The sequence below is a fragment of the Embleya sp. AB8 genome, assembly GCF_049739465.1.
GTDB lineage: Bacteria > Actinomycetota > Actinomycetes > Streptomycetales > Streptomycetaceae > Embleya.
Genome location: NZ_JBMHHY010000009.1, coordinates 96407 through 117414, shown reverse-complemented (window position 1 = coordinate 117414; position 21008 = coordinate 96407). Strand labels below are relative to the sequence as shown.

At 71.3% G+C, this 21008-nt stretch carries 17 protein-coding genes; 9 read left to right on the top strand and 8 right to left on the bottom strand.

What is annotated here, in order from left to right; translation table 11 throughout:
* Positions 1 to 7 precede the first annotated feature (7 nt).
* A complete protein-coding gene (locus ABIA38_RS14855) occupies positions 8 to 1612 on the bottom strand; it encodes a carboxyl transferase domain-containing protein (RefSeq protein ID WP_424639081.1) in 1605 nt (534 codons plus the stop codon).
* Between the two features lie 77 nt (positions 1613 to 1689).
* Here ABIA38_RS14855 and ABIA38_RS14850 point away from each other — a divergent pair, with 77 nt between their 5' ends.
* Positions 1690 to 2253, top strand: a complete 564-nt coding sequence (locus ABIA38_RS14850) for a TetR/AcrR family transcriptional regulator (protein WP_424639080.1) — start codon at positions 1690 to 1692, stop codon at positions 2251 to 2253.
* A 310-nt stretch (positions 2254 to 2563) separates the two neighbouring features.
* Here ABIA38_RS14850 and ABIA38_RS14845 read toward each other — a convergent pair whose 3' ends face one another.
* The 3 genes from ABIA38_RS14845 to ABIA38_RS14835 all read right to left on the bottom strand — a co-directional run bounded on the left by ABIA38_RS14845 (position 2564) and on the right by ABIA38_RS14835 (position 5171).
* Positions 2564 to 3070: a hypothetical protein gene (locus ABIA38_RS14845; RefSeq protein WP_424639079.1), complete on the bottom strand. Its 507-nt coding sequence runs from the start codon at positions 3068 to 3070 to the stop codon at positions 2564 to 2566.
* Positions 3071 to 3664: 594 nt separating this feature from the next.
* Positions 3665 to 4324 carry an alpha-ketoglutarate-dependent dioxygenase AlkB family protein gene (locus ABIA38_RS14840; RefSeq protein ID WP_424639078.1) on the bottom strand — a complete coding sequence of 220 codons (660 nt, stop codon included), beginning with the start codon at positions 4322 to 4324 and terminating at the stop codon, positions 3665 to 3667.
* A 25-nt stretch (positions 4325 to 4349) separates the two neighbouring features.
* Positions 4350 to 5171 carry an enoyl-CoA hydratase family protein gene (locus ABIA38_RS14835; RefSeq protein WP_424639077.1) on the bottom strand — a complete coding sequence of 274 codons (822 nt, stop codon included), beginning with the start codon at positions 5169 to 5171 and terminating at the stop codon, positions 4350 to 4352.
* A 299-nt stretch (positions 5172 to 5470) separates the two neighbouring features.
* Between ABIA38_RS14835 and ABIA38_RS14830 the strand changes: the two genes are divergently transcribed.
* Together ABIA38_RS14830 and ABIA38_RS14825 are read left to right on the top strand one after the other, a co-directional pair.
* The gene (locus ABIA38_RS14830) at positions 5471 to 6202 is read left to right on the top strand and encodes a response regulator transcription factor (RefSeq protein WP_424639076.1); all 732 of its coding nucleotides are present in this window, start codon (positions 5471 to 5473) and stop codon (positions 6200 to 6202) included.
* Positions 6202 to 7587, top strand: a complete 1386-nt coding sequence (locus tag ABIA38_RS14825) for a sensor histidine kinase (RefSeq protein WP_424639075.1) — start codon at positions 6202 to 6204, stop codon at positions 7585 to 7587. Before ABIA38_RS14830 ends, ABIA38_RS14825 begins: the two co-directional genes overlap by 1 nt.
* A gap of 223 nt (positions 7588 to 7810) precedes the next feature.
* Here ABIA38_RS14825 and ABIA38_RS14820 read toward each other — a convergent pair whose 3' ends face one another.
* On the bottom strand, positions 7811 to 8707 hold the full coding sequence (locus ABIA38_RS14820) for an alpha/beta fold hydrolase (protein ID WP_424639074.1): 897 nt from the start codon (positions 8705 to 8707) through the stop codon (positions 7811 to 7813).
* Between the two features lie 224 nt (positions 8708 to 8931).
* Here ABIA38_RS14820 and ABIA38_RS14815 point away from each other — a divergent pair, with 224 nt between their 5' ends.
* The 5 genes from ABIA38_RS14815 (at position 8932) to ABIA38_RS14795 (ending at position 14964) form a co-directional block, all read left to right on the top strand.
* The gene (locus ABIA38_RS14815) at positions 8932 to 10233 is read left to right on the top strand and encodes a glycosyltransferase (protein ID WP_424639073.1); all 1302 of its coding nucleotides are present in this window, start codon (positions 8932 to 8934) and stop codon (positions 10231 to 10233) included.
* Entirely contained in the window at positions 10230 to 12404 is a 2175-nt protein-coding gene (locus tag ABIA38_RS14810) for an ArnT family glycosyltransferase (RefSeq protein ID WP_424639072.1), read from the top strand. The genes ABIA38_RS14815 and ABIA38_RS14810 overlap by 4 nt, the downstream gene beginning before the upstream one ends.
* Before the next feature lie 82 nt (positions 12405 to 12486).
* Complete coding sequence (locus tag ABIA38_RS14805; RefSeq protein WP_424639253.1) at positions 12487 to 13749, top strand: VWA domain-containing protein; 1263 nt, start codon at positions 12487 to 12489, stop codon at positions 13747 to 13749.
* Positions 13746 to 14546, top strand: coding sequence for a peptidase (locus ABIA38_RS14800; RefSeq protein ID WP_424639071.1), 801 nt, complete (start codon positions 13746 to 13748; stop codon positions 14544 to 14546). Before ABIA38_RS14805 ends, ABIA38_RS14800 begins: the two co-directional genes overlap by 4 nt.
* A gap of 109 nt (positions 14547 to 14655) precedes the next feature.
* The gene (locus tag ABIA38_RS14795) at positions 14656 to 14964 is read left to right on the top strand and encodes an antibiotic biosynthesis monooxygenase family protein (protein WP_424639070.1); all 309 of its coding nucleotides are present in this window, start codon (positions 14656 to 14658) and stop codon (positions 14962 to 14964) included.
* Positions 14965 to 15037: 73 nt separating this feature from the next.
* Here the strand turns inward: ABIA38_RS14795 and ABIA38_RS14790 are convergent, their stop codons facing one another.
* Positions 15038 to 15547 (bottom strand): hypothetical protein, encoded by a 510-nt coding sequence (locus ABIA38_RS14790; protein ID WP_424639069.1) that lies wholly within the window; start codon positions 15545 to 15547, stop codon positions 15038 to 15040.
* Positions 15548 to 15733: 186 nt separating this feature from the next.
* The gene (locus tag ABIA38_RS14785; RefSeq protein WP_424639068.1) at positions 15734 to 16513 is read right to left on the bottom strand and encodes a dioxygenase; all 780 of its coding nucleotides are present in this window, start codon (positions 16511 to 16513) and stop codon (positions 15734 to 15736) included.
* Positions 16514 to 16651: 138 nt separating this feature from the next.
* Between ABIA38_RS14785 and hrpA the strand changes: the two genes are divergently transcribed.
* Positions 16652 to 20605: an ATP-dependent RNA helicase HrpA gene (hrpA, locus tag ABIA38_RS14780; protein ID WP_424639067.1), complete on the top strand. Its 3954-nt coding sequence runs from the start codon at positions 16652 to 16654 to the stop codon at positions 20603 to 20605.
* 32 nt (positions 20606 to 20637) lie between these two features.
* Here hrpA and ABIA38_RS14775 read toward each other — a convergent pair whose 3' ends face one another.
* On the bottom strand, positions 20638 to 20928 hold the full coding sequence (locus tag ABIA38_RS14775) for a YiaA/YiaB family inner membrane protein (RefSeq protein ID WP_424639066.1): 291 nt from the start codon (positions 20926 to 20928) through the stop codon (positions 20638 to 20640).
* Positions 20929 to 21008: the final 80 nt, after the last annotated feature.

The following is a 21008-nucleotide window of genomic DNA, read 5'->3' as shown; positions in this document are numbered from 1 at the left end:
TGACCCCTCACATCCGGAACAGACCGAAGCGCGGCTCGGCCAGCGGCGCGTTCCCGCACGCCGTCAGCGCGAGCCCCAGGACGGTGCGGGTGTCCAGCGGGTCGATGATCCCGTCGTCCCACAACCGCGCGGTCGCGTAGTAGGCGTTGCCCTGGCGCTCGTACTGGTCGCGGATCGGCTGCTTGAACGCCTCTTCCCCGTCCCAGCTCTCGCCGCGTGCCTCGACCTGATCACGCTTGACCGTGGCCAGCACGGTGGCGGCCTGTTCGCCGCCCATCACCGAGATCTTGGCGGTGGGCCACATCCACAGGAAGCGCGGACTGTACGCCCGGCCGCACATCGAGTAGTTGCCCGCGCCGTGCGAACCGCCGATCACCACGGTCAACTTGGGCACCCGCGTGGTCGCCACGGCGGTGACCATCTTGGCGCCGTGCTTGGCGATGCCGCCGTGCTCGTAGTCCTTGCCGACCATAAAGCCGGTGATGTTCTGGAGGAACACCAGCGGCACGCCGCGCTGGTCGCACAGTTCGATGAAGTGCGCGCCCTTGACCGCCGATTCGGCGAACAGGATGCCGTTGTTCGCAACGATGCCCACCGGGTGGCCGTGGATCCGGGCGAAGCCGGTGACCAGCGTCGTCCCGTACTCGGCCTTGAACTCGTGGAAGCGCGAGCCGTCCACGATCCGGGCGATCACCTCGCGCACGTCGTAGGGGGTGCGCGCGTCGGGTGGCACCACGCCGTAGAGCCCGGCCGGATCGACCGCCGGCGGCTCCACCTCCCGTACGTCCCAGGGCAGTTGCGGCCGGTCGCCGAGCGTGCCGACGATGTCCCGGACGATCCGCAGCGCGTCCTTGTCGTCGTTGGCGAGGTGGTCGACCACACCCGAGATGCGCGCGTGTACATCGCCGCCGCCCAGTTCCTCGGCGCTGACCACCTCGCCGGTGGCCGCCTTCACCAGCGGCGGGCCGCCCAGGAAGATGGTGCCCTGGTTGCGCACGATGACGGTCTCGTCGCTCATCGCCGGTACGTACGCGCCGCCGGCGGTACACGAGCCGAGTACGGCGGAGATCTGCGGGATGCCCCGGGCGCTCATCTGCGCCTGGTTGAAGAAGATCCGGCCGAAGTGGTCCCGGTCCGGGAAGACCTCGTCCTGCATCGGCAGGAACGCGCCGCCCGAGTCGACCAGGTACAGGCACGGGAGCCGGTTCTCCAGTGCGATCTCCTGCGCGCGCAGGTGTTTCTTGACGGTCATCGGGTAGTACGTGCCGCCCTTGACCGTCGCGTCGTTGGCCGCGATCACACATTCGCGGCCGGCCACCCGGCCGACGCCCGCGATGATCCCGGCGGCGGGCGCGTCCCCGCCGTACATCCCGTCCGCCGCCAGCGGCGCGATCTCCAGGAACGGTGTCCCCGGGTCGAGCAGGGTCTCCACCCGGTCGCGCGGCAGCAGTTTGCCGCGCGCGGTATGCCGCTCCCGGGCCCGTTCGCCGCCGCCGAGGGCGGTGATCGCCAGCCGGGTGCGCAGCTCGTCGACCGCGCTTTCGTGTGCTTCCGCGTTGGCCCGGTACGACTTCGCCCCCGGGTCGGCGGCTGTGCCGAGCACGCTCTCCATGACACCGCCTCGAGTTAACCTTCGTTCACCTGCCCCCGAGGTTAACCACGGTTAATCCGAGTGTCTAGCATGGACACATGACCGTGAGCCGTCGAGACCAGATCCTCCAGGTGGCCGCCCGGCTGTTCGCCGAGCGCGGCTACCAGAGCGTGGGCATGGACGACATCGGCGCGGCGGTCGGCATCAGCGGCCCCGCGCTGTACAAGCACTTCCGGGGCAAGGAGGCGATGCTGACCGAGTTGCTGGTGGACATCAGCGAGCAACTCCTGGCCCGGGGGCGGGAGCGGGCCGCCGCCGAGGATCCGGCGCAGGCGCTGGCGGCGCTGATCGAGGGCCAGGTCGAGTTCGCGCTGCGCCACCCGGACCTGATCACCCTGCACGACCACGCGCTCAACCAGGTCCCCAGCGCCGAGCGACACCGAATCCGCCGGGTCCAGCGCGCGTATGTGGAGATCTGGGTCGAGGTCGCCCTCAAGGCCCACCCGGGCACCCTCGACGACCGCGCGGCCCGCGCCGCGGTACACGCCACATTCGGCCTGATCAACTCGACCCCACACACCCTGCGCACCCCGCAACGCATCCTGGCCCCGATGTTGCACCGAATGGCCCTGGCAGCCTTGTCGGCGGCAGCAGCGGAGTAGCGGAGGGCGACGGGGCGGGTCGGGACGGGTCGCCCGCGCGGTGGCGCGGCGGGCAGGACGGCCCGAAGGGCGGCGGGACGGCGTGGGAGGCGGCGGCGCGAGGGCGGGTGGCGGCGCAACGAGCCGGACGGCAAGCGCGACAGGCGCGGCGCAGGGCGGCGAGCAGGACAGCGCGGCAGGCGGGATTGCGCCGCAGCAGGCCCCCTCGGCGGGGCCGCACGGCAGGCGGGGTGGGCGTGACGTCGCACTGGGGGTAAATCCCTTCGTGGCCGGCCCGGCTGTCGGCACGGCATGGCAACTCCCCCTCCCGCTACCCCGGTTCGTACGGGATGTCCACCGCGTCCGTGTGGCCCGACCAGGACAGGTCGAGGTGCCAGCAGCCGGGGGCGGGTAGGTCGAGGTAGGACGGGCCCGGGCCGTTCACCACCTCGCGGGTGACGATGTCGCTGCCGCCGATCAGGGTCGCCTCGATCTGCAACGCGCCGCCGGCCCCCGGAGCATTCGGCCGAGGACGGGCCGCCCACAGGATCTTGCTCGGCCGACCGGGCCGGGCCGGCGCCGAGTACGGGTATCCGAGCAGGATCGCGACGATCTCCCCGCGCACGCCGACCACGTGCGGCGCGGCCGAACCGGGAGCGAAGCCCGTGTGTGCCCACTCGGGCAACTCCCCGTGCGAGACCGCCGTCGCGCACGGTCCGCTGCCGCTCGCCGCCGACGCGGACACCACCGCCCGGTAGTGCGAGTGACCGCCGCACGCCACCGAGGCCGCCGCGCACAGCGCGAGGAGCAGACCGACCCGGTTGCGTCGCGGTGACATGGCGCTCCCAACGGCTCTCGCGGCCGACGCGATCGGCGTGATCGGCGTGATCGGCACGTACGACGCGTACGGCGCGATCGGCCCGACGTGACCGACCCGGCGCGATCCGTCCGGCGACCACGCCTGGTGGTGGACCCGGGACTCCGGGGAATCCGATGGGTGATCGACCGACTGCGCTCGGTGACTCGTACGAGAGTTCCCTTCCGGGGCGCCATCCGTCAACCCCATCGCATGCGAAGAGACGCACGCCGCAACCCGGTACGCGCGCAACGATCACCCGTCGGCGCAGCCCCGGACACCCGGCCGTCCGGGTCCGGACGCGCACGGCCGTCACGTCCCGACGCGTACGCACCCACCCACCCGGCACACATGCACCCGTCGTCCGCCGGCGCGGCACCCCAAATCCCGACCCGCACCCCCGACCACCCGACGCACACAACCGTCACGTCCCGGTGCAGGGGCACCCACCCGGCACCCACGCACCCGTCGCCCGCCGACGCGGCACCCCAAAACCCGACCCACACCCCCAACCGCCCGACGCACACAACCGTCACGTCCCAACACCGGGCCGCCGACCCGGCGCGGACGCGCCCGTCACCCGTCGCCGCGCCGCCCCGACGCCCGGATCGTGATGTTCAGCCGCCCACCGGTCAGCCCGCCCGCCGAACCTCCCGTGCCCGGCCGGATCTTCGGCACCCCGTGATAGGCCAGTCGGGACGGCCCGCCGAACACCACCAGGTCGCCCGTACGCAGGTCCACGTCCGTCCACGGCCGGGTCCGCGTCTCGGTGTTGCCGAAGCGGAACACGCACGTGTCGCCGATGCTCAGCGACACCACCGGCGCCGGCGAATCCTCGTCCGCGTCCCGATGCAGGCCCATTTTGGCCTGCGCGTCATAGAAGTTGACCAGGCCGATGTCGTACGGATCGGCCGGGACCGACCCGTACACATCGAGCACCGCCCGCCGGGCCAGCGCGCCCAGCAGTGCCGGGAACGGCTTGACCCGTTCGCCGTCGGGCAGGAACTCCGTGTAGCGGTAGGGCTCCCAGTGCAGCCCCAGACTCACGCTGCGGACGCTCATCACCCCGCCCGAGGGCATCACCACCTGCCGCATGCCGGCCGGCGGCGCGGCCCAGGACCGGGCCGCCACCACCAGTTCGCGCTGCTCGTCGGGCGCGAGCCAGTCCGGCACATGCCAGGCCCCGGGGGCGAGTTCGACCCGCTCCCGAGGCAGCGCGAAGAGTTCGTCACTCACCCCGCAACTCCCCTGCCGCCGCCGCTCATCCGCTCACCCACTTCGGCGCCCGCTTCTCCCGGAACGCGGCCATTCCCTCGGTCGCATCCGCCGAGGCGAACAACTCGGCCGAGCGCAGCGCCAGTTCGCGGCCGTCCCGGTCGAACCCGGCCCGGACCGCGCCCGTGGTCAGCTTCTTCGACTCGATCAGGCCCTGGCGTGAGCACAGTCGGAACGAGGCGACCAGCGCGGCGACCGCGTCGTCCGCGCCGCCGGCCCCGTCCACGGCGCGCGTGAGCAGCCCGATCCGCTCGGCCTCGACACCGTCGAACACATCCCCCGTGAGGAAGTAGCGCGACACCGAACGCGGGTCCAGCCGGGGCACCGTGGTCAGCGAGATCACCGCCGGGCTGAGCCCGAGCCGCGCCTCGGTGAACGCGAACGTGGCCTGCGCCGGCGCGATCGCCAGATCGGCCGCGCCGACCAGGCCGATCCCGCCCGCGCGCGCGTTGCCGCGCAGATGCGCGACCACCGGCACCGGCACCTCGACCACCAGGCGCAGCAGCGCGAGCAGTTGTTCGGCGCCCTGAGCCATCCCGCCCGCGGCGGCCTCGCGCAGGTCCATGCCCGAACAGAAGGTCGGCCCGGTGTGGGTGAGCACCACCGCGCGCACCCGCTCGTCCACGCCGGCCTCGGCCAGGTGGTGCCGCAGTCGGGCGACCAGGCGCGCGGAGAGCGCGTTGCGGTTCTTCGGCGAGTCCAGCGTGATGGTCGCGATACCGTCGTCCAGGCTCATTCGCACCGGCTCGTCGGTCGCGGTGTGGTGGGGCTCGTCGTCCAGGCTCGTGCGTACCGGCTCGGCGTCCACGGTTGTCCTCCGGGTTCGAAGTGGTCGGCGGTCGGCGCGACGACACGGGGGTGACCCGGGTGTGGGGGTCGTGCGGCCGGGCCCTGTCCGGCCTAGATCCTCACACGAGGGGGTCGGCTTCGATCGAACGGCGTCGCTTTCCCGCGCATGGCGTCGCTTTCATATTCCTTTCATGTCGAGCGCGCACATTGGTACGACACGCTTTGTGCCGAGTCCACCCGGAGGGTGTCCACGTGCGACCGTGGGGCGACCCGGAGTAACCGGTCCCCCGGATCCGCCGAATCAAGGAGTCGCCACCCATGACGCCCGCCGCCGACACCGGAACGCCGCCGCACATCCTCGTCGTCGACGACGAGCCCGCCGTCCGCGAGGCGCTCGAATCCAGTCTGCGTTTCGAGGGCTATCGGGTCACCCTCGCCGAAGAGGGGGTGGCCGCGCTGACCGCGATCGCCGGCGACGAGCCGGACCTGGTCCTGCTGGACGTGCTGATGCCCAGGATGGACGGCCTGACCGCGTGCCGCCGGCTGCGTGCGCGGGGCGACACGCTTCCGGTGCTGATGCTCACCGCGCGCGACGCGGTCGGCGATCGGGTCACCGGGCTCGACGCGGGCGCGGACGACTATCTGGTCAAGCCGTTCGACCTGGACGAGTTGCTCGCCCGGGTCCGGGCGCTGCTGCGTCGCAGTGCGATGGCCGGTCCCGCGAACGACCCGGCCGAGCACGTACTCACCTTCGCCGACCTGCGGATGGACACCGCCTCGCGCGAGGTCACCCGGGCCGGCCGGGCGATCGAACTCACCAGAACGGAGTACACCCTGCTCGAACTGCTGCTCACCCACCCGCGCCAGGTGCTGACCCGGGAACAGATCCTGCGCAACGTATGGGGGTTCGACTTCGAACCCGCGTCCAACTCGCTCGACGTCTACGTGATGTACCTGCGCCGCAAGACCGAGGCGGGCGCCCGGCCCCGGCTCGTGCACACCGTGCGCGGCGTGGGTTACGTGCTGCGCGCGGCGGAGACGCCGGCCTGATGCACCGTCACCTGCCGCTGCGCGCCCGCCTGGCACTGCTGACCGCGCTCGCCGTCGCACTCGCGGTGGCCGCCGCCGCGGTCACCTGCTGGGTGCTGACCCGCAATCAGCTGCGCGAGCAGATGGACCGCACCCTGGCCACCACCGGCACGCCGTTCCTGAATCCGCGCGGCGGGCCCTCCTCGATCATCACCAGCATCTGCACCCAGCCCGCGCCGCCGTTCCAGCGCGGTCTGCTCACGTTCCAGGTGATCAAGGCGGACGGGTGGTCCTGCGCGCAGGTGGGCAACAGCGGCGAGCCGACCGGCTCGGTGCCGGTGACCGCGGCCGATCAGGCGGTGGCCGCGGGCGACAAGCGGGTGGACTTCCATGACGCGACCACCCGGGACGGGCGGCATGTGCGGGTGATGACCCAGCATGTGGGCCGGGACATCGCGGTGTCGGTGTCCCGCCCGCTGGGCGAGATCGAGAGTTCCCTGGACAGCCTGGCGGCCTGGCTGGCGGTGGTGAGCGCGATCGGCGTGCTCGGCGCGGCGACGCTCGGCCTGCTGGTCGCCCGGGCCGCGCTCAAACCGGTGGACCGGCTCACCGACGCGGCCGAGCACATCGCCCGCACCGAGGATCTGGACACCGTGATCCCGATCGCGGGCAAGGACGAAATCGCCCGGCTGGGCCGCTCGTTCAACGCGATGACCGCCTCCCTCAAGGCGTCCCGGCTGCGTCAGCAGCGGCTGATCGCCGACGCGGGGCACGAACTGCGCACGCCGCTCACGTCGTTGCGCACCAATACCGATCTGCTGCTGCGCAGTGAGCAGACCGGTCGGCCGATCCCGGCCGCGGACAAGGAACGGTTGTTGCACAACGTCAAGGCACAACTGGTGGAACTCTCCGACCTGGTCGGCGATCTGCTGCTGCTGGCCCGGCCGGAGCAGGTGCCCAGCGGGCCGCCGACCACGTCCGCCCCGCTGCACACCGCGATCGACCGCGCGGTGAACCGGGCCCGGTTGCGCGCGCCCGACGCGCAAATCGAGGTGGACACGACCGCGTGGTACGTACGCGGCGAACCGGCCGCGCTGGAGCGGGCGGTGGTCAATCTGCTGGACAACGCGCTCAAGTTCGGCGGCACCGAGGGCGCGGTCGAAGTGCGCCTGGCGGACGGCGAACTCACCGTGCGCGACCACGGCCCGGGCATCGCCGCGGACGACGTGCCCTACGTCTTCGAACGGTTCTGGCGCGCGCCCGCCGCCCGCGGCCTGCCCGGCTCGGGCCTGGGTCTGGCCATCGTGGCCCGCACGGTGGCCGACGCGGGCGGCACGGTGGCCCTTGAACCGGCCCCCGGCGGCGGCACCATCGCCCGCCTGCGGCTGCCGGGGACCACGAGCTGACCGCACGTCCGGGTCGGGTGGAAGTGCCACGGCGCCCGCCGCCGCCGGCTCGCCGGCGTGGACGAGGCCGCCGACCCGGGGAGAATCGTCATGACCGAGACCGAGCACAGCGAGCAGCACGCCGAGCAGACCGAGCATCCGTCCGAGCCTCAGCCGTGGGGCAGGTCGTCAAGCCCCCGCCGGGCGGGCGTCCGGGCCCGCCCGGCGGTCGAGCGAGCGAGGGTCATCGGTCGTCGAAGGCCGCCAGGTGGGCCAGCAGCAGGCCGGTCAGCGCCGCCGCGCCGTTCTCCGGGATCCAGTGGTCGACACCCTTGAGCACCTCGAAGCGGTAGGGGCCGGTGACCGAACCGGCGGTGGCCTCGGCGGCCGGGCGGCAAAAGGCCGGGTCCCGGTCGCTCCAGACGTAGAGGGTGGGGGTCTCGATGTCGCCGATGTCGCGCAACACCTTCGGGTCGATGGCCCGATACCAGTTCAACGCCCCTGTGAGCGCGCCGGGTTCGCGCAGCACGGACAGGTAACGTTCGGCGGTCTCGGCCGGGAGCGTGGCGAAGATCGCCCGCAGGTAGGCCGCGTCGTCCGCCATCAGCTTGTCCTCGGCCGCGCCGCGGGTGCGGAACAGCCGGATGTACGCGGACCGTTCGCGTTGTCCGGAGGCCTCGTCGCGGACCGCGGAGGTGAGCGCGATCGGATGCGGCGTGGACACCACGGTCAGCGTGCGCAGCCGATCCGGGTGCAGCCCCGCGACCTGCCACGCGAGCGCGCCGCCCCAGTCGTGCCCGACCAGGTCCACCCGATCCAGCCCGAGCGCGTCCAGGACCGCGAGCACGTCCCCCACCAACTCGTCGCGCCCGTAAGCCGATTCCTGCGGTGGCCGGGCGCCCGGCGAGTAGCCGCGCTGGTCGAACGCGATGGCCCGGCGGCCGGCTCGGGCCAGGCCCAGGAGTTGCGCGGTCCAGGACGCGGACGTCTGCGGGAATCCGTGCAGGAACAACACCGGTCGACCGTGTGCCGGGCCGGCCACGCGGGCGGTGAACACCCAATCGCCGGCCGGGATCTCGACCGCCTCCACGAACGGGTGCGCGGAGTCCGCGCCGACTGATCTACCCGCCGAGGTATTCATTCGACCTCCGGATCGCTGGGTCGCGCTGTGCCGGTCGGGCGATCGGCAGCTTAGGCGTCTCGGACCGCGAGATTCGCATCCCACGCCGCGTTGCGCCAGTACCCGCTCGGCCGGCTCCCGGCGCATCCCGGTCCCAACCGGTCCCGGCGGAGGCCGGGCGGATTCTCATCGCACCTTAAGAATCGCCTCATTCGGCTCCCAGGGCGCGCCGACACCGTCGCACCATGAGCCTGACGACACCGATTCGCACCCGGATCGTGGACGTGGTGGTGCCCGTGTACAACGAGGCCCATGTCCTCGCGGCGAGCGTCCGCCGGCTGCACGCCTATCTGCTCGGCGGATTCCCGTACGCCTTCCGGATCATCATCGCGGACAACGCCAGCACCGACCGAACCTGGCCGGTGGCCCGCGAGTTGGCGAACGAATTGCCGCATGTGCGGGCGGTCCACCTCGATCGTAAGGGCCGCGGCCGGGCGTTGCGCAAGGTGTGGGCCGAGTCGGACGCCGACGTGGTCGCCTACATGGACGTCGACCTGTCCACCGATCTGGACGCATTCCTGCCGCTGGTGGCGCCGTTGGTCAGCGGACACAGCGACCTGGCGATCGGCACCCGCCTGGTGCGCTCGGCGGCGGTGGTGCGCCGGCCGCGACGCGAGGTGGTCTCGCGCTCGTACAACCTGCTGCTGCGCGGGGTGTTCGCGGCGCACTTCTCCGACGCGCAGTGCGGCTTCAAGGCGGCCCGCACGGTGGTCGCCCAGGCGTTGCTTCCGCACGTGCACGACGAGGAGTGGTTCTTCGACACCGAACTGCTGTTGCTGGCCGAGCGCAACGGGCTGCGCATCCACGAGGTCCCGGTGGACTGGACCGACGATCCGGACAGCCGGGTGGACGTGCTGCGCACCGCGCTGGACGATCTGCGCGGGATGACCCGGGTCGCCCGGCGAATCGCGGCGGGCACCTTTCGGGTCTCCGTCCCACCCCGGGTGCGCGAGGCCCGGTTGCCACGCGGAATGCGGGCGCAACTCCCGCGCTTCGCGCTGATCGGGGTGCTCAGCACGGTGGCCCATCTAATGCTCTACGTGCTGCTCCGGGACGGCCTGGGCGCGCTCGGCGCGAACGCCCTGGCACTGACCGTCACCACGATCGTGAACACCGCGGCCAACCGCCGATTCACCTTCGGGGTACGCGGGCGGGCCGGGGCCTGGCGGCATCAGGCCCAGGGCGGCCTCGCGTTCGCGGTCGGGCTCGGCCTGAGCAGCGCGACGCTGGCGGGTCTGCATGCGGCCGTCGCGCGGCCCTCACGCGCCGTGGAACTCGGCGCCCTGGTGGGCGCGGGTGTGCTGGCCACGATCGTCCGGTTCCTGCTGCTGCGGGTGTGGGTCTTCCGGACCGCACGAGGCGCGGAAGCGGCGCCCCCGGGGCCCGCGACAGGCCCGACTCGCCCGATCGCCTCGGTGACTTCGATCACGTCCGCCACCCGCAACGACATGCCCGATACGACCGCTTCGGTAAGTGAGGACGCATGACCGCCGCAGTGGCTCCGCTCCCCCTCCCCGCCGCCCGGGCCGGCAACGCGACCGCAAGGCCGTGGTACGTCCGGCTGGTTCGCGGCCGGGAGGCCGACGAGCCCTGGGTGCGGCCCGCGTTGCTCGGGCTGCTGGTCGGCACCGGGCTGCTGTACATCTGCGGGCTCGGTGCCTCCGGGTGGGCCAACTCCTTCTATTCGGCGGCGGTGCAGGCCGGCACGGAGAGTTGGAAGGCGTTCTTCTTCGGGTCCTCGGACGCGGGCAACTCGATCACCGTGGACAAGACCCCGGCGTCGTTGTGGGTGATGGGGCTGTCCGCGCGGGTGTTCGGCGTCAACGCGTGGAGCATCCTGGTCCCGCAGGCGCTCGCCGGGGTGGCCACCGTCGGGGTGCTCTATCTGGCCATCCGGCGCCGATTCCCGGCCTGGGCGGGCCTGTTGGCCGGCGCGGTACTGGCGCTGACCCCGGTCGCGGCGCTGATGTTCCGGTTCAACAATCCGGACGCGCTGCTCGTCCTGCTGCTCACCCTCGCCGGCTACGCGGTGTTGCGGGCCCAGGAGCACGCGAGTACGCGGTGGTTGCTGCTGGCGGGCGCGTGTGTCGGATTCGGCTTCCTGACCAAGATGTTGCAGGCGTTCCTGATCGTCCCGGCCTTCGCCCTGGTGTACCTGGTGTGTGCGCCGGTCGGGTTCTGGCGGCGGGTGCGACAACTGTTGTGGTCCGGGCTCGCGTTGCTGGTCGCGGGTGGCTGGTGGATCGTGCTCGTCGAGCTGTGGCCGGAGTCCGCGCGGCCCTACATCGGCGGCTCGCAGCACAACTCGATCCTCGAACTGACGTTGGGCTACAACGGGATCGGCCGGCTCAACGGCAACGAGACGGGCAGCGTGGGTGGTGGCGGCCCGCGTGGGGGCGGGTGGGGCAGCACCGGTTGGGACCGGCTGTTCAGCGCCGAAATGGGCGGGCAGATCTCGTGGTTGTTGCCGGCGGCACTGATCCTGCTCGTGGTGGGGCTGTGGCTGACCCGTCGCGCGCCACGCACCGACCCCGCGCGGGCCGCGGTGCTCCTGTGGGGCGGGTGGCTGCTCACCACCGGGCTGGTGTTCAGCTATATGGCGGGCATCTTCCACGCCTACTACAACATCGCCCTCGCGCCGGCGATCGCGGCGCTCGTGGCGATGGGCGCCGCGCTGCTGTGGGAGCGGCGAGCGGTGCCGGGTGCGGCGGCGGTGGCGGCGGTCACCGTCGCGGTGAGCGCGTGGTGGTCGTACCACCTGCTCGACCGCACCCCGGACTGGCATCCGTGGTTGCGGCACGCGGTGCTGATCGGCGGAGTGGCGGCCGCACTCGGCGTGTTCGGCTGCGCGCTGATCGCCCGGCGCGGGCTTGCGCCGATCGCGGCCGGAGTCTCCGTGGTGGTGCTGCTCGCGGGACCGGCGGCCTATACGTGGGCCACCGTCACGACCGCGCAGCGCGGGTCGATCCCAAGCGCCGGGCCGGCCGGGGCGGGCTTCGGACGCGGTGGGCCCGGCGGCTTCGCGGACGGCCCACGCGGCTTCCGGGGCGCCCCGCCGGGCCCGGTCCCGGGTGGACAGCCGGGGCAACTCGGCCCGGGTGCCGGGTCGTTCCCCGGCACTCCGGGGCAAACCGGCCGCAATCCCGACGGATCCGGCCGCACCCGAGGCCAACGCCCCGGCACGGGCGGCACTCCACCGGGCGGCCCCACCGCCCACCCGGGAGGCGGCGGCGGAATGGCCGGCCTGCTGAGCGGCAGCACACCCGGCAAGCAGGTCGTCACGACCCTGAAACAAAACAGCGGCAGGTACACGTGGGTGGCCGCCTCGGTCGGCTCGAACAGCGCGTCGGGCTACCAACTAGCCACCGGGAAACCGGTGATGCCGATCGGCGGGTTCAACGGCAGCGACCCGTCGCCGACCCTGGCCGAGTTCCGAAAGTTGGTCGGGGACGGCCGGATCCACTACTTCATCGGCGGCGCTGCGGCCGGCGGCCCGGGCGGCGGCGCGCTGCGCAGCATGGGCGGCAGCAACGCCGCCCGGGCCATCGCGACCTGGGTGGCGGGCACGTTCACCGCGACCACGGTCGACGGGGTGACCCTGTACGACCTGACCGCACCGCGCGGGAAGGTTTCCGACGAATCGTCACCAACCGCCTGACGGGTGGTCAAACCACCTGCGGCGAACGGCAAACGGTGGGCCTCGATGATCCGTAGGATCCTCCCCCGTGACGACGATCAAGATGCGAAAGGTCGGGGCCGGTTTGATCGGCCTGCTGACGACCTTGGCCATCGTGGGCGGTTCCGCACCGTCCGCGATGGCCGACGAGACCAATCCGACCGCGCCGCCACCGAAGGTCGAGTTGATCCTCGACGTGAGCGGCTCGATGAAGACCAACGACGCCGGCGGGATGACCCGCATCGACGCCGCGAAGAAGGCCTTCAACGAGGTCGTGGACGGCGTCCCGGAACCGGCCGACTTCGGCGTCCGGGTCCTGGGTGCGACGTACCCGGGCAACGACAAGGTCAAGGGCTGCGTCGACACCCAGCAGTTGGCGCCGGTCGGCAGGCCGAACAAGGTCGTGATCAAGAACGAGATCGCCAAGCTCCAGCCGACCGGCTGGACCCCGATCGCACTGTCCCTGCGCGAGGCCGCCAAGGACCTGGGCACCGGCGCCGGCACCCGCCGCATCGTGCTGATCACCGACGGCGAGGAGACCTGCGCGCCGCCCGACCCGTGCGACGTGGCCCGCGAGTTGGCCGCCTCCGGGCTCAACCTGGTGGTGGACACCCTCGGTCTGGTCCCGGACGACAACACCCGTCGCCAGCTCTCCTGCATCGCCGAGGCCACCGGCGGCACCTACACGTCGGTGGGCAGCTCGGACGAGCTTTCGCAAAAGGTCCAGCAGATCGTCAAGCGCGCGGTGCGCGAGGCGGACGAGACCCCGGCGGCGGTCAAGGGCAGCCCCAACGGCTGCCAGGACGCGCCGTTGCTCGCGCCCGGCGTGTACAGCGACCGCGAGGAGTTCGGTCAACACCTGTGGTACAAGGTCCCGGTCAAGCCCAACCAGGAGTTGCGGGCCACCGCGACGGTGGGCGCGGACCGCAAGGTGGCACGCGACTACGACGTGACGGTCACCGCGTTCAGTGAGGACGGGCGCGAGCTGGTCGGCAACGCCGGTGCGGGCAACGGGCGTACCGACGTGCAGTCGGCCGGGTTCCGCTACCCGTACAAGACTGACAACGAGCACGCGAAGACCAGGACGGTCTGTGTGGTCGTCACCAACGCGTTCGCCGCACAGCCCAATGTGGCCACCAAGCCGGGCCTGCCGCTCGAGTTGACGGTCGACCTGGTCAAGGCCACGGACAACAAGGCCGCGAACGTGCACGGTCTGGGCCGCGGTTGGGTGTTCCTGGGCGTGCTCGCCGGGTTCGGGCTGGTCGCCGGCATCCTGGCCGGCTGGCTGCGCCGGGCGTTCAAGGCTCTCGGAAAGGCGATGTCATGACGACGGCGATCGGTGGACTGAAGCGCACGCTCGCGGCGGTGGCCGCCGCGTTCGTGGGCGTGACGCTGTTCGCGGGCCCGGCGCTGGCCGATCAGGACGTGCCGCCGGGAACCTCGTTCCAGGGCGCGGGCACGCTCAAGCTCGGCGAGGAGGCCCGCTGGTCGGCGACCGAGGGCGAATACCTGTACTGGCGCTTCCCGGCCAAGGCGGGCAAGGAGATCCACGCCAAGGTCGATCTGGACCTGGCCCCGGCCAACGCGCGTACCGGCCCGGTCACCTACCGGATCGAGATCTACGACGGCCTGCGCCGGCGTCAGCCGTGCGTGGAGGGCAAGCAGGTCGCCACCGCGCAGAAGACCGACGCCAAGCTCGCGCTGACCTGTACGCCGCGCACGGTCCGGGACTGGGCCGAGCCGTGGTCGACCGACCCGCTGCCCGGGATGTACTTCGTCCGGGTCGCCGCGATGGACGTGCCCGACCTGGACGCGGGCACCGCGGTCAAGGTCGCGGTGCAGGTGGACACCAAGAGCGGCGACGACCAGGTACCGACCTCGGACCGCAAGCTCGCCGACCCGCTGGTGCCGATCACCAAGGCCGGCTCGGTGCTCAAGAGCGGGCAGACCGCGGACACCCGGTCGGTGCCGTGGGACCGGGAAAGCGACCACTGGTACCAGTGGAAGTGGATGGACGGCCCGAACGCCCGCTGGTTCTGGACCGCGATGGCGACGTTCGTCGCCGTGGTGTTCGGCATCCTGGGCTACCAGATCACCCGCAAGAAGCGGCACTGGTTCCACTGACGACGCCCGGACCCGGCGTGGCGAAGCGCCCCGGCGCCGACCGCGCCGGGGCGGTTCGGGATGATCGACCGGTCGCCCCGATCCGATCCGACCCAGTCCGGAGCTTGACATGATCATCGAACACGCGGACATCACCGTCACCGCCGGTCGCGAGGCCGACTTCGAGGCCGCGTTCCCGCGTGGCCGCGAGGTGCTCGCGAAGTCCGCCGGTTTCCGCTGGGCGCGCCTGGTTCGCCAGGTCGAGTCGCCCACGTCGTACCTGCTCCTGGTCGGCTGGGAGACGCTGGAGGCGCACACCGTGGGCTTTCGCGAGTCGGAGCTGTTCCCGCAATGGCGCGGCATCGTCGGCGAGTTCTTCGCGGTCCCGCCGACGATCGTGCACTACGAGAGCGACCTGACCCCGGCCGACGAGGGCTGAGCCGGCGGAGCCGAACCACCGAGGTCCCTCGTCCCGTACCGGGGCGGGGGACCTCGGCGCGTGGTGGCTCGGCTCACTCCTCCCACAGGCCCGCCACCGTCAGGTCCGGGCCGATGTCGGCCAGGGCCCGGATCGGATCCAGGGTCGGCACGACGCGGCGCGTGGCGGCGGCGTGCGCGTAGACCAGCAGGAGGTCCTCGGCCGTCCAGCGAACCGAGGGCCAGACCGCGTCGCGGCCCGGGCACAGCCGGGTCAACCGGGTGTGGAACTCGTCGAGTTCGGCCGGGTTGGGGAAGCTGCGGGCGGCCTCGATCGCGTCCCGATCGGTGCGCAGCAGCGCGTGCGCGGGCAGCACGGGCACCCGCATCACCGCGTCCGGGTCGGTTTCCGCCATGCCCATGCCGCGTGCGACCCGATGCAGCGCCGACGCCATCAACAGCGCGACGAGCAATCCGCTGTCCTCCCGCACTCCGCCGGACGGGAAGAACCGCGCCGCCCAGAAGTGTCGTTCGGTGTCCAGGTGCTCGCGCACGAGCATGCAACCGACGCCCACGCAGCTCTGCGGGAGGGTTCTGGCAGCCATGCGGCTACGTTACGTCTCCGGTGGCGCGCCATGGCGCGGTTCCGGCTATTTACGACAATGACGTGTTTCGAACCGCCCCGTTCGGCGCACCACGTCGGCGTGGGCCCGCCTCGGCCGGGCCGGCTCGGCCGGCTCGGCCGGTCCACTCGGCCCGGTCGGATCCGCCGACCGGATCCGCCCGCCGGCTCAGCCCAGTTGGATCGATCGTTTGGAGAGGCCGAACCAGAACCCGTCGATCACCTGGTTCAGGTTGCCCAGATCCTGGTGTCCGGCGCCGAGCGAGAGGAACAGCGGCGCGAGGTGCTCGGTACGCGGATGCGCCAGGCGCGCCGCCGGCGCCTTGTGGGTGAAGTCGAGCAGCGCGTCCACGTCGCCGAGCCGAAACGCCTCGTCGCCCCAGTGGTCGAACTCGGTCGACCAGGTCGGCGCCGGCGCGTCCGCCCGGGGGTCCAGGCCGCGCAGGTTGTGGGTGAAGAAGCCGCTGCCCACGATCAGCACACCCTCGTCGCGCAGCGGCGCGAGCCGCACGCCGACCCGGTACAGCTCGACCGGGTCCAGGGTGGGCAGCGACATCTGGAGCACCGGCACGTCGGCGTCCGGATACATCTCGACCAGCGGTACGTACGCCCCGTGGTCCAGGCCGCGCTCCGGTACGTCCTGCACATTCGGTCCGAGCAGCGCGCGCACCCGCGCGGCCAGCTCCGGTGCGCCGGGGGCCGGGTAGGTGACCCGATAGTAGTGCTCGGGGAAGCCGCCGAAGTCGTACACCAGCGGAATCGTCCGGGTCGCACCGAGGGCGATCGGCGCGTCCTCCCAGTGCGCGGACACCATCAGGATCGCGGTCGGCCGGGGCAGGTCGGCGGACCAGGCGGCCAGCTGGCCGGTCCACCGCACGTCGTCCGCGAGCGGCGGCGCACCGTGGCCGAGATAGAGGACGGGCATGCGCTGCGGGGTGGTCGTGTCCATGGCACCAGAATAGCAAGTAGTTCTACGTTCAACAATTGACCGGACAGACGCCGGTGCCCCGGAATCCGACCCGCGCCGCCCCCCGGAAGTAATCCGCTGGCTTGCGCCCCCGGGGTGCCACTTATCCTTGACCCCGTAATGGGAACGCCAGTAGCCACATCTCAGCTCGCCGACCTCGAGGCGCGCCTGCCCCACCTGATGCTCCGGGATCAGGACCGTCTGCGCCGGCGCCTGGACCGGACCCGGAAAAGTCGTCGGGGTCCACAGCAGGCCGCCGAGACCGAGAGCCTGATCACCGCGTTCGACGCCGCCGAGACGCGGGTCGCGAACCGGCGCGCCGCCGTGCCCGAAATCGCCTATCCCGCGGCGCTGCCGGTCAGCCAGAAGAAGGACGACATCCTCGCCGCGATCCGCGACCACCAGGTCGTCATCGTCGCCGGCGAGACCGGCTCCGGCAAGACCACCCAGATCCCGAAGATCTGTCTGGAGCTGGGCCGCGGTGTCCAGGGCCTGATCGGGCACACCCAGCCGCGCCGGATCGCCGCCCGCACCGTCGGCGACCGGATCGCCGAGGAACTGGGCGGCCAACTGGGCGATGTGGTCGGCTACAAGGTGCGCTTCAACGACCAGTCGAGCGACAGCACACTGGTCAAACTGATGACCGACGGCATCCTGCTGGCCGAGGTGCAGAACGACCGGCTGCTGCGCCAATACGACACGCTGATCATCGACGAGGCGCACGAACGCAGCCTCAACATCGACTTCCTGCTCGGCTACCTCAAACAGTTGTTGCCGCGCCGCCCGGACCTCAAGGTGGTCATCACCTCCGCGACCATCGACCCGGAGCGCTTCTCGCAGCACTTCGACGAGGCGCCGATCATCGAGGTCTCGGGGCGTACGTATCCGGTCGAGGTGCGCTATCGGCCACTGGTCGCCGAGGCCGACGAGGACGAGGACGACGAGGAGGGCGGCGGCCGGCGGCGCGCCGACGACCGCGACCAGGTACAGGCGATCAGCGACGCGGTGGACGAGCTGATCACCGAGCCGCACGGCGACATCCTGGTCTTCCTCAGCGGCGAGCGGGAGATCCGGGACACCGCCGAGGCGCTCAACAAACGCCAGTTGCGCAACACCGAGGTACTCCCCCTGTACGCGCGGCTGTCCGCCGCCGAGCAACACCGGGTCTTCCAGCAGCACACCGGGCGGCGGATCGTGCTCGCGACCAACGTCGCGGAGACCTCGCTGACCGTGCCGGGCATCAAATACGTGATCGACCCCGGTACCGCCCGGATCTCCCGGTACAGCCTGCGCACCAAGGTGCAGCGGTTGCCGATCGAGGCGATCTCGCAGGCCAGCGCCAACCAGCGCAAGGGCCGCAGCGGGCGCACCTCGGACGGGATCTGCATCCGGCTCTACAGCGAGGAAGACTTCGAGTCGCGGCCCGAGTTCACCGATCCGGAGATCCTGCGCACCAATCTGGCCTCGGTCATCCTGCAGATGACCGCGCTCGGTCTGGGCGACATCGCCGCGTTCCCGTTCGTCGAGCCGCCGGATCGGCGCAACATCAAGGACGGCGTGCAACTGCTCCAGGAACTGGGCGCGTTGGACCCGGACGAGGCGGACGTACGCAAGCGGCTGACCCCGGTCGGCCGCAAGTTGTCCCAGCTGCCGGTGGACCCGCGCCTGGCCCGGATGATCCTGGAGGCGGACCGCAACGGCGTGGTCCGCGAGGTGCTGATCATCGCGTCCGCGCTGTCCATCCAGGACCCGCGCGAGCGACCGGCCGAACACCAGCAGCACGCCGACCAGTTGCACGCGCGGTTCGCGGACAAGGAATCCGACTTCCTCGCCTACCTCAACCTGTGGAACTACATCAAGGAACAGCGCGACGAGCTGTCCTCGAGCCGGTTCCGCAAGTTGTGCAAGAGCGAGTTCCTGCACTACCTGCGCATACGCGAATGGCAGGACCTGCACAGCCAGTTGCGCTCGGCCGCCAAATCCCTCGGGATCGAGGCGAGCGGCGAGCCGCAGGAGCCGAACACGCAGCACATCCACACCGCGATCCTGTCCGGGCTGCTCTCGCACATCGGCCTGATGGACCCGGCCAAGCGCGAGTACGGCGGCGCGCGCGGTACCCGCTTCTCGGTCTTCCCCGGCTCGGCGCTGTTCAAGAAGCCGCCGCGCTGGGTGATGGCGGCCGAACTGGTGGAGACCTCGCGGTTGTGGGCCCGGATCGCCGGGCGGATCGAGCCGGAGTGGATCGAGCCGCTGGCCGGGCATCTGATCAAGCACACCTACAGCGAGCCGCACTGGGAACAGAAGATGGCCGCGGTGATGGCCTACGAGAAGGTCACCCTCTACGGTGTGCCGATCGTGGCCGCGCGCAAGGTCGGCTACGGCAAGGTCGATCCGGAGTTGTCCCGCGAACTGTTCATCCGGCACGCCCTGGTCGAGGGCGACTGGCGTACGCATCACAAGTTCTTCGCGGCCAACCGGCGACTGCTCGCCGACGTCGAGGAGCTCGAACACCGGGCCCGGCGCCGGGACATCATGGTCGACGACGAGACGCTGTTCGACTTCTACGACGAGCGGGTCCCCGCCGACGTGGTCTCCGGACGGCACTTCGACGCGTGGTGGAAGAAGGCCCACCGCACCGAGCCGGACCTGCTGAGCTTCGAGAAGTCGATGCTGATCAACGCCAAGGCGGGCGGGATCACCGAGGAGGACTACCCGAACACGTGGGTGGTCGAGGGGCTCGAACTCCGGCTGACCTACCAGTTCGAGCCCGGCTCGAACGCGGACGGGGTCACCGCGCACATCCCCGTCGCGGTGCTCAACCAGCTCACCGGCGAGGGCTTCGACTGGCAGATCCCGGGCCTACGCGAGGAGTTGGTGACCTCGTACATCCGGGCGCTGCCCAAGGGCATCCGGCGCGGTTTCGTCCCGGCACCGGACTACGCGCGGGCCATCCTGGCCCGGATCCCGGCCCGGCGTGGCTCGTTGGTGGACGCGCTGGAGCGCGAGCTGAGTCGGATGGCCGGGATGCCGGTCAAGCGCGAGACGTGGGACCTGGCGAAGGTGCCCGAGCATCTGCGGATGACCTTCCGGATCCTGGACGACGACCGGCGCACACTGGCCGAGGGCAAGGATCTGGAGGCGCTCAAGCTGCGGCTGCGCGAGCGGATGCGGGCGGCGGTGTCCGAGGCGGCGAGCACGCTGGACATCGAACGCACCGGGCTGACCGGCTGGAGCATCGGCGAACTGCCGCGCGTGGTCGAGCAGCGGCGCGGGCCGCTGGTGGTCAAGGCGTATCCGGCGCTGGTGGACGAGGGCACGTCGGTGGCGGTCCGGCTGTTCGACAGCGAGGCCGAACAACTGCGCGCGATGCGGCTCGGGACGCGGCGCCTGGTGCTGCTCAACGTGCAGTCCCCGGTCAAGCAGATCCAGGGTCGGCTGCCCAACATGGCCAAGCTGACGCTCAGTCACAACCCGCACGGGGGCATCGATCCGCTCTTCGAGGACATCCTCGCCTGCGCGACGGACATGCTGATCCGGGACGCGGGCGGCCCGGTGTGGGACGAGCCGGGCTTCGCCCGGCTGCGCGACCGGGTCAAGGCGGGGCTGCCCCGGCTGACCGAGGACACCGTGGTCAAGGTCGAGCGGATCCTGGGCGCGTCGCACAACGTGGCCGGCCGGCTGAAGACCACCCGGAGCCCGGCGCTGGCCCCGGCCCTCGCCGATCTGAAGGCGCAGTACACGGGGTTGGTACACAAGGGCTTCGTGGCCGACGCGGGCTGGCGCCGACTGCCGGACGTGCACCGCTACCTCCAGGCGATGGAGCGTCGCCTGCAACGCCTGGAGGCGGACCCGGTCCGAGACCGGGAGCGAATGTTGAAGGTCCACCAACTCCAGGCCGCCTACCGCGACCTGCTGGACCGTCAGCCCAAGGGCGCAGCGATCCCGGCCGAGGTCGCGGCGGTGCGCTGGCAGTTGGAGGAACTGCGGGTGAGCTACTTCGCCCAATCACTGGGCACCCCGCAGCCGGTGTCCGACAAACGAATCCTGAAAACGATCGAGGACTTGGCGCAGTAGCCCGGCGCCGAGTCCCGGATCCCGGATCCCGATCAAACCAGATCGTTCTTGAACAGGTCGTGGTCGGTCAGCAACTTCTCCAGGCGAGCCTGGTCGACCCGGCTGACCACGGCCTCGCTCTCCTGCCGGTCCCGCACCACCTTGGCGAGGGTGATGCTGGAGGTCACCACGTAGAGCACGCCGAGCCCGAGAAAGGCCCGGATCCACCGGTCCACCGGCAGATAGACGATCCCGATCAAAACCGCGGTCAGGGACACGCCGAAGGACAGCGCGGCCTGGACGAAGAACCCTTGAGTGTTGTTGGTGCGCAGTGGCGATGTCATGGCAACAGTCTTGCGCCGGCGGGGTGTTGCGCACATGAGTACGTGTACTCAGCCGGGAGCGGCCCCCGGCGGATGCCGGG

Coding starts and splice junctions, on each gene's coding strand:
- ABIA38_RS14825 (WP_424639075.1), top strand. CDS start 6,202: ATGCACCGTCACCTGCCGCTGCGCGCCCGCCTGGCACTGCTGACCGCG.
- ABIA38_RS14800 (WP_424639071.1), top strand. CDS start 13,746: ATGACGACGGCGATCGGTGGACTGAAGCGCACGCTCGCGGCGGTGGCC.
- ABIA38_RS14820 (WP_424639074.1), bottom strand. CDS start 8,707: ATGAATACCTCGGCGGGTAGATCAGTCGGCGCGGACTCCGCGCACCCG.
- hrpA (WP_424639067.1), top strand. CDS start 16,652: ATGGGAACGCCAGTAGCCACATCTCAGCTCGCCGACCTCGAGGCGCGC.
- ABIA38_RS14795 (WP_424639070.1), top strand. CDS start 14,656: ATGATCATCGAACACGCGGACATCACCGTCACCGCCGGTCGCGAGGCC.
- ABIA38_RS14775 (WP_424639066.1), bottom strand. CDS start 20,928: ATGACATCGCCACTGCGCACCAACAACACTCAAGGGTTCTTCGTCCAG.
- ABIA38_RS14845 (WP_424639079.1), bottom strand. CDS start 3,070: ATGTCACCGCGACGCAACCGGGTCGGTCTGCTCCTCGCGCTGTGCGCG.
- ABIA38_RS14805 (WP_424639253.1), top strand. CDS start 12,487: ATGCGAAAGGTCGGGGCCGGTTTGATCGGCCTGCTGACGACCTTGGCC.
- ABIA38_RS14855 (WP_424639081.1), bottom strand. CDS start 1,612: ATGGAGAGCGTGCTCGGCACAGCCGCCGACCCGGGGGCGAAGTCGTAC.
- ABIA38_RS14785 (WP_424639068.1), bottom strand. CDS start 16,513: ATGGACACGACCACCCCGCAGCGCATGCCCGTCCTCTATCTCGGCCAC.
- ABIA38_RS14815 (WP_424639073.1), top strand. CDS start 8,932: ATGAGCCTGACGACACCGATTCGCACCCGGATCGTGGACGTGGTGGTG.
- ABIA38_RS14830 (WP_424639076.1), top strand. CDS start 5,471: ATGACGCCCGCCGCCGACACCGGAACGCCGCCGCACATCCTCGTCGTC.
- ABIA38_RS14810 (WP_424639072.1), top strand. CDS start 10,230: ATGACCGCCGCAGTGGCTCCGCTCCCCCTCCCCGCCGCCCGGGCCGGC.
- ABIA38_RS14850 (WP_424639080.1), top strand. CDS start 1,690: ATGACCGTGAGCCGTCGAGACCAGATCCTCCAGGTGGCCGCCCGGCTG.
- ABIA38_RS14790 (WP_424639069.1), bottom strand. CDS start 15,547: ATGGCTGCCAGAACCCTCCCGCAGAGCTGCGTGGGCGTCGGTTGCATG.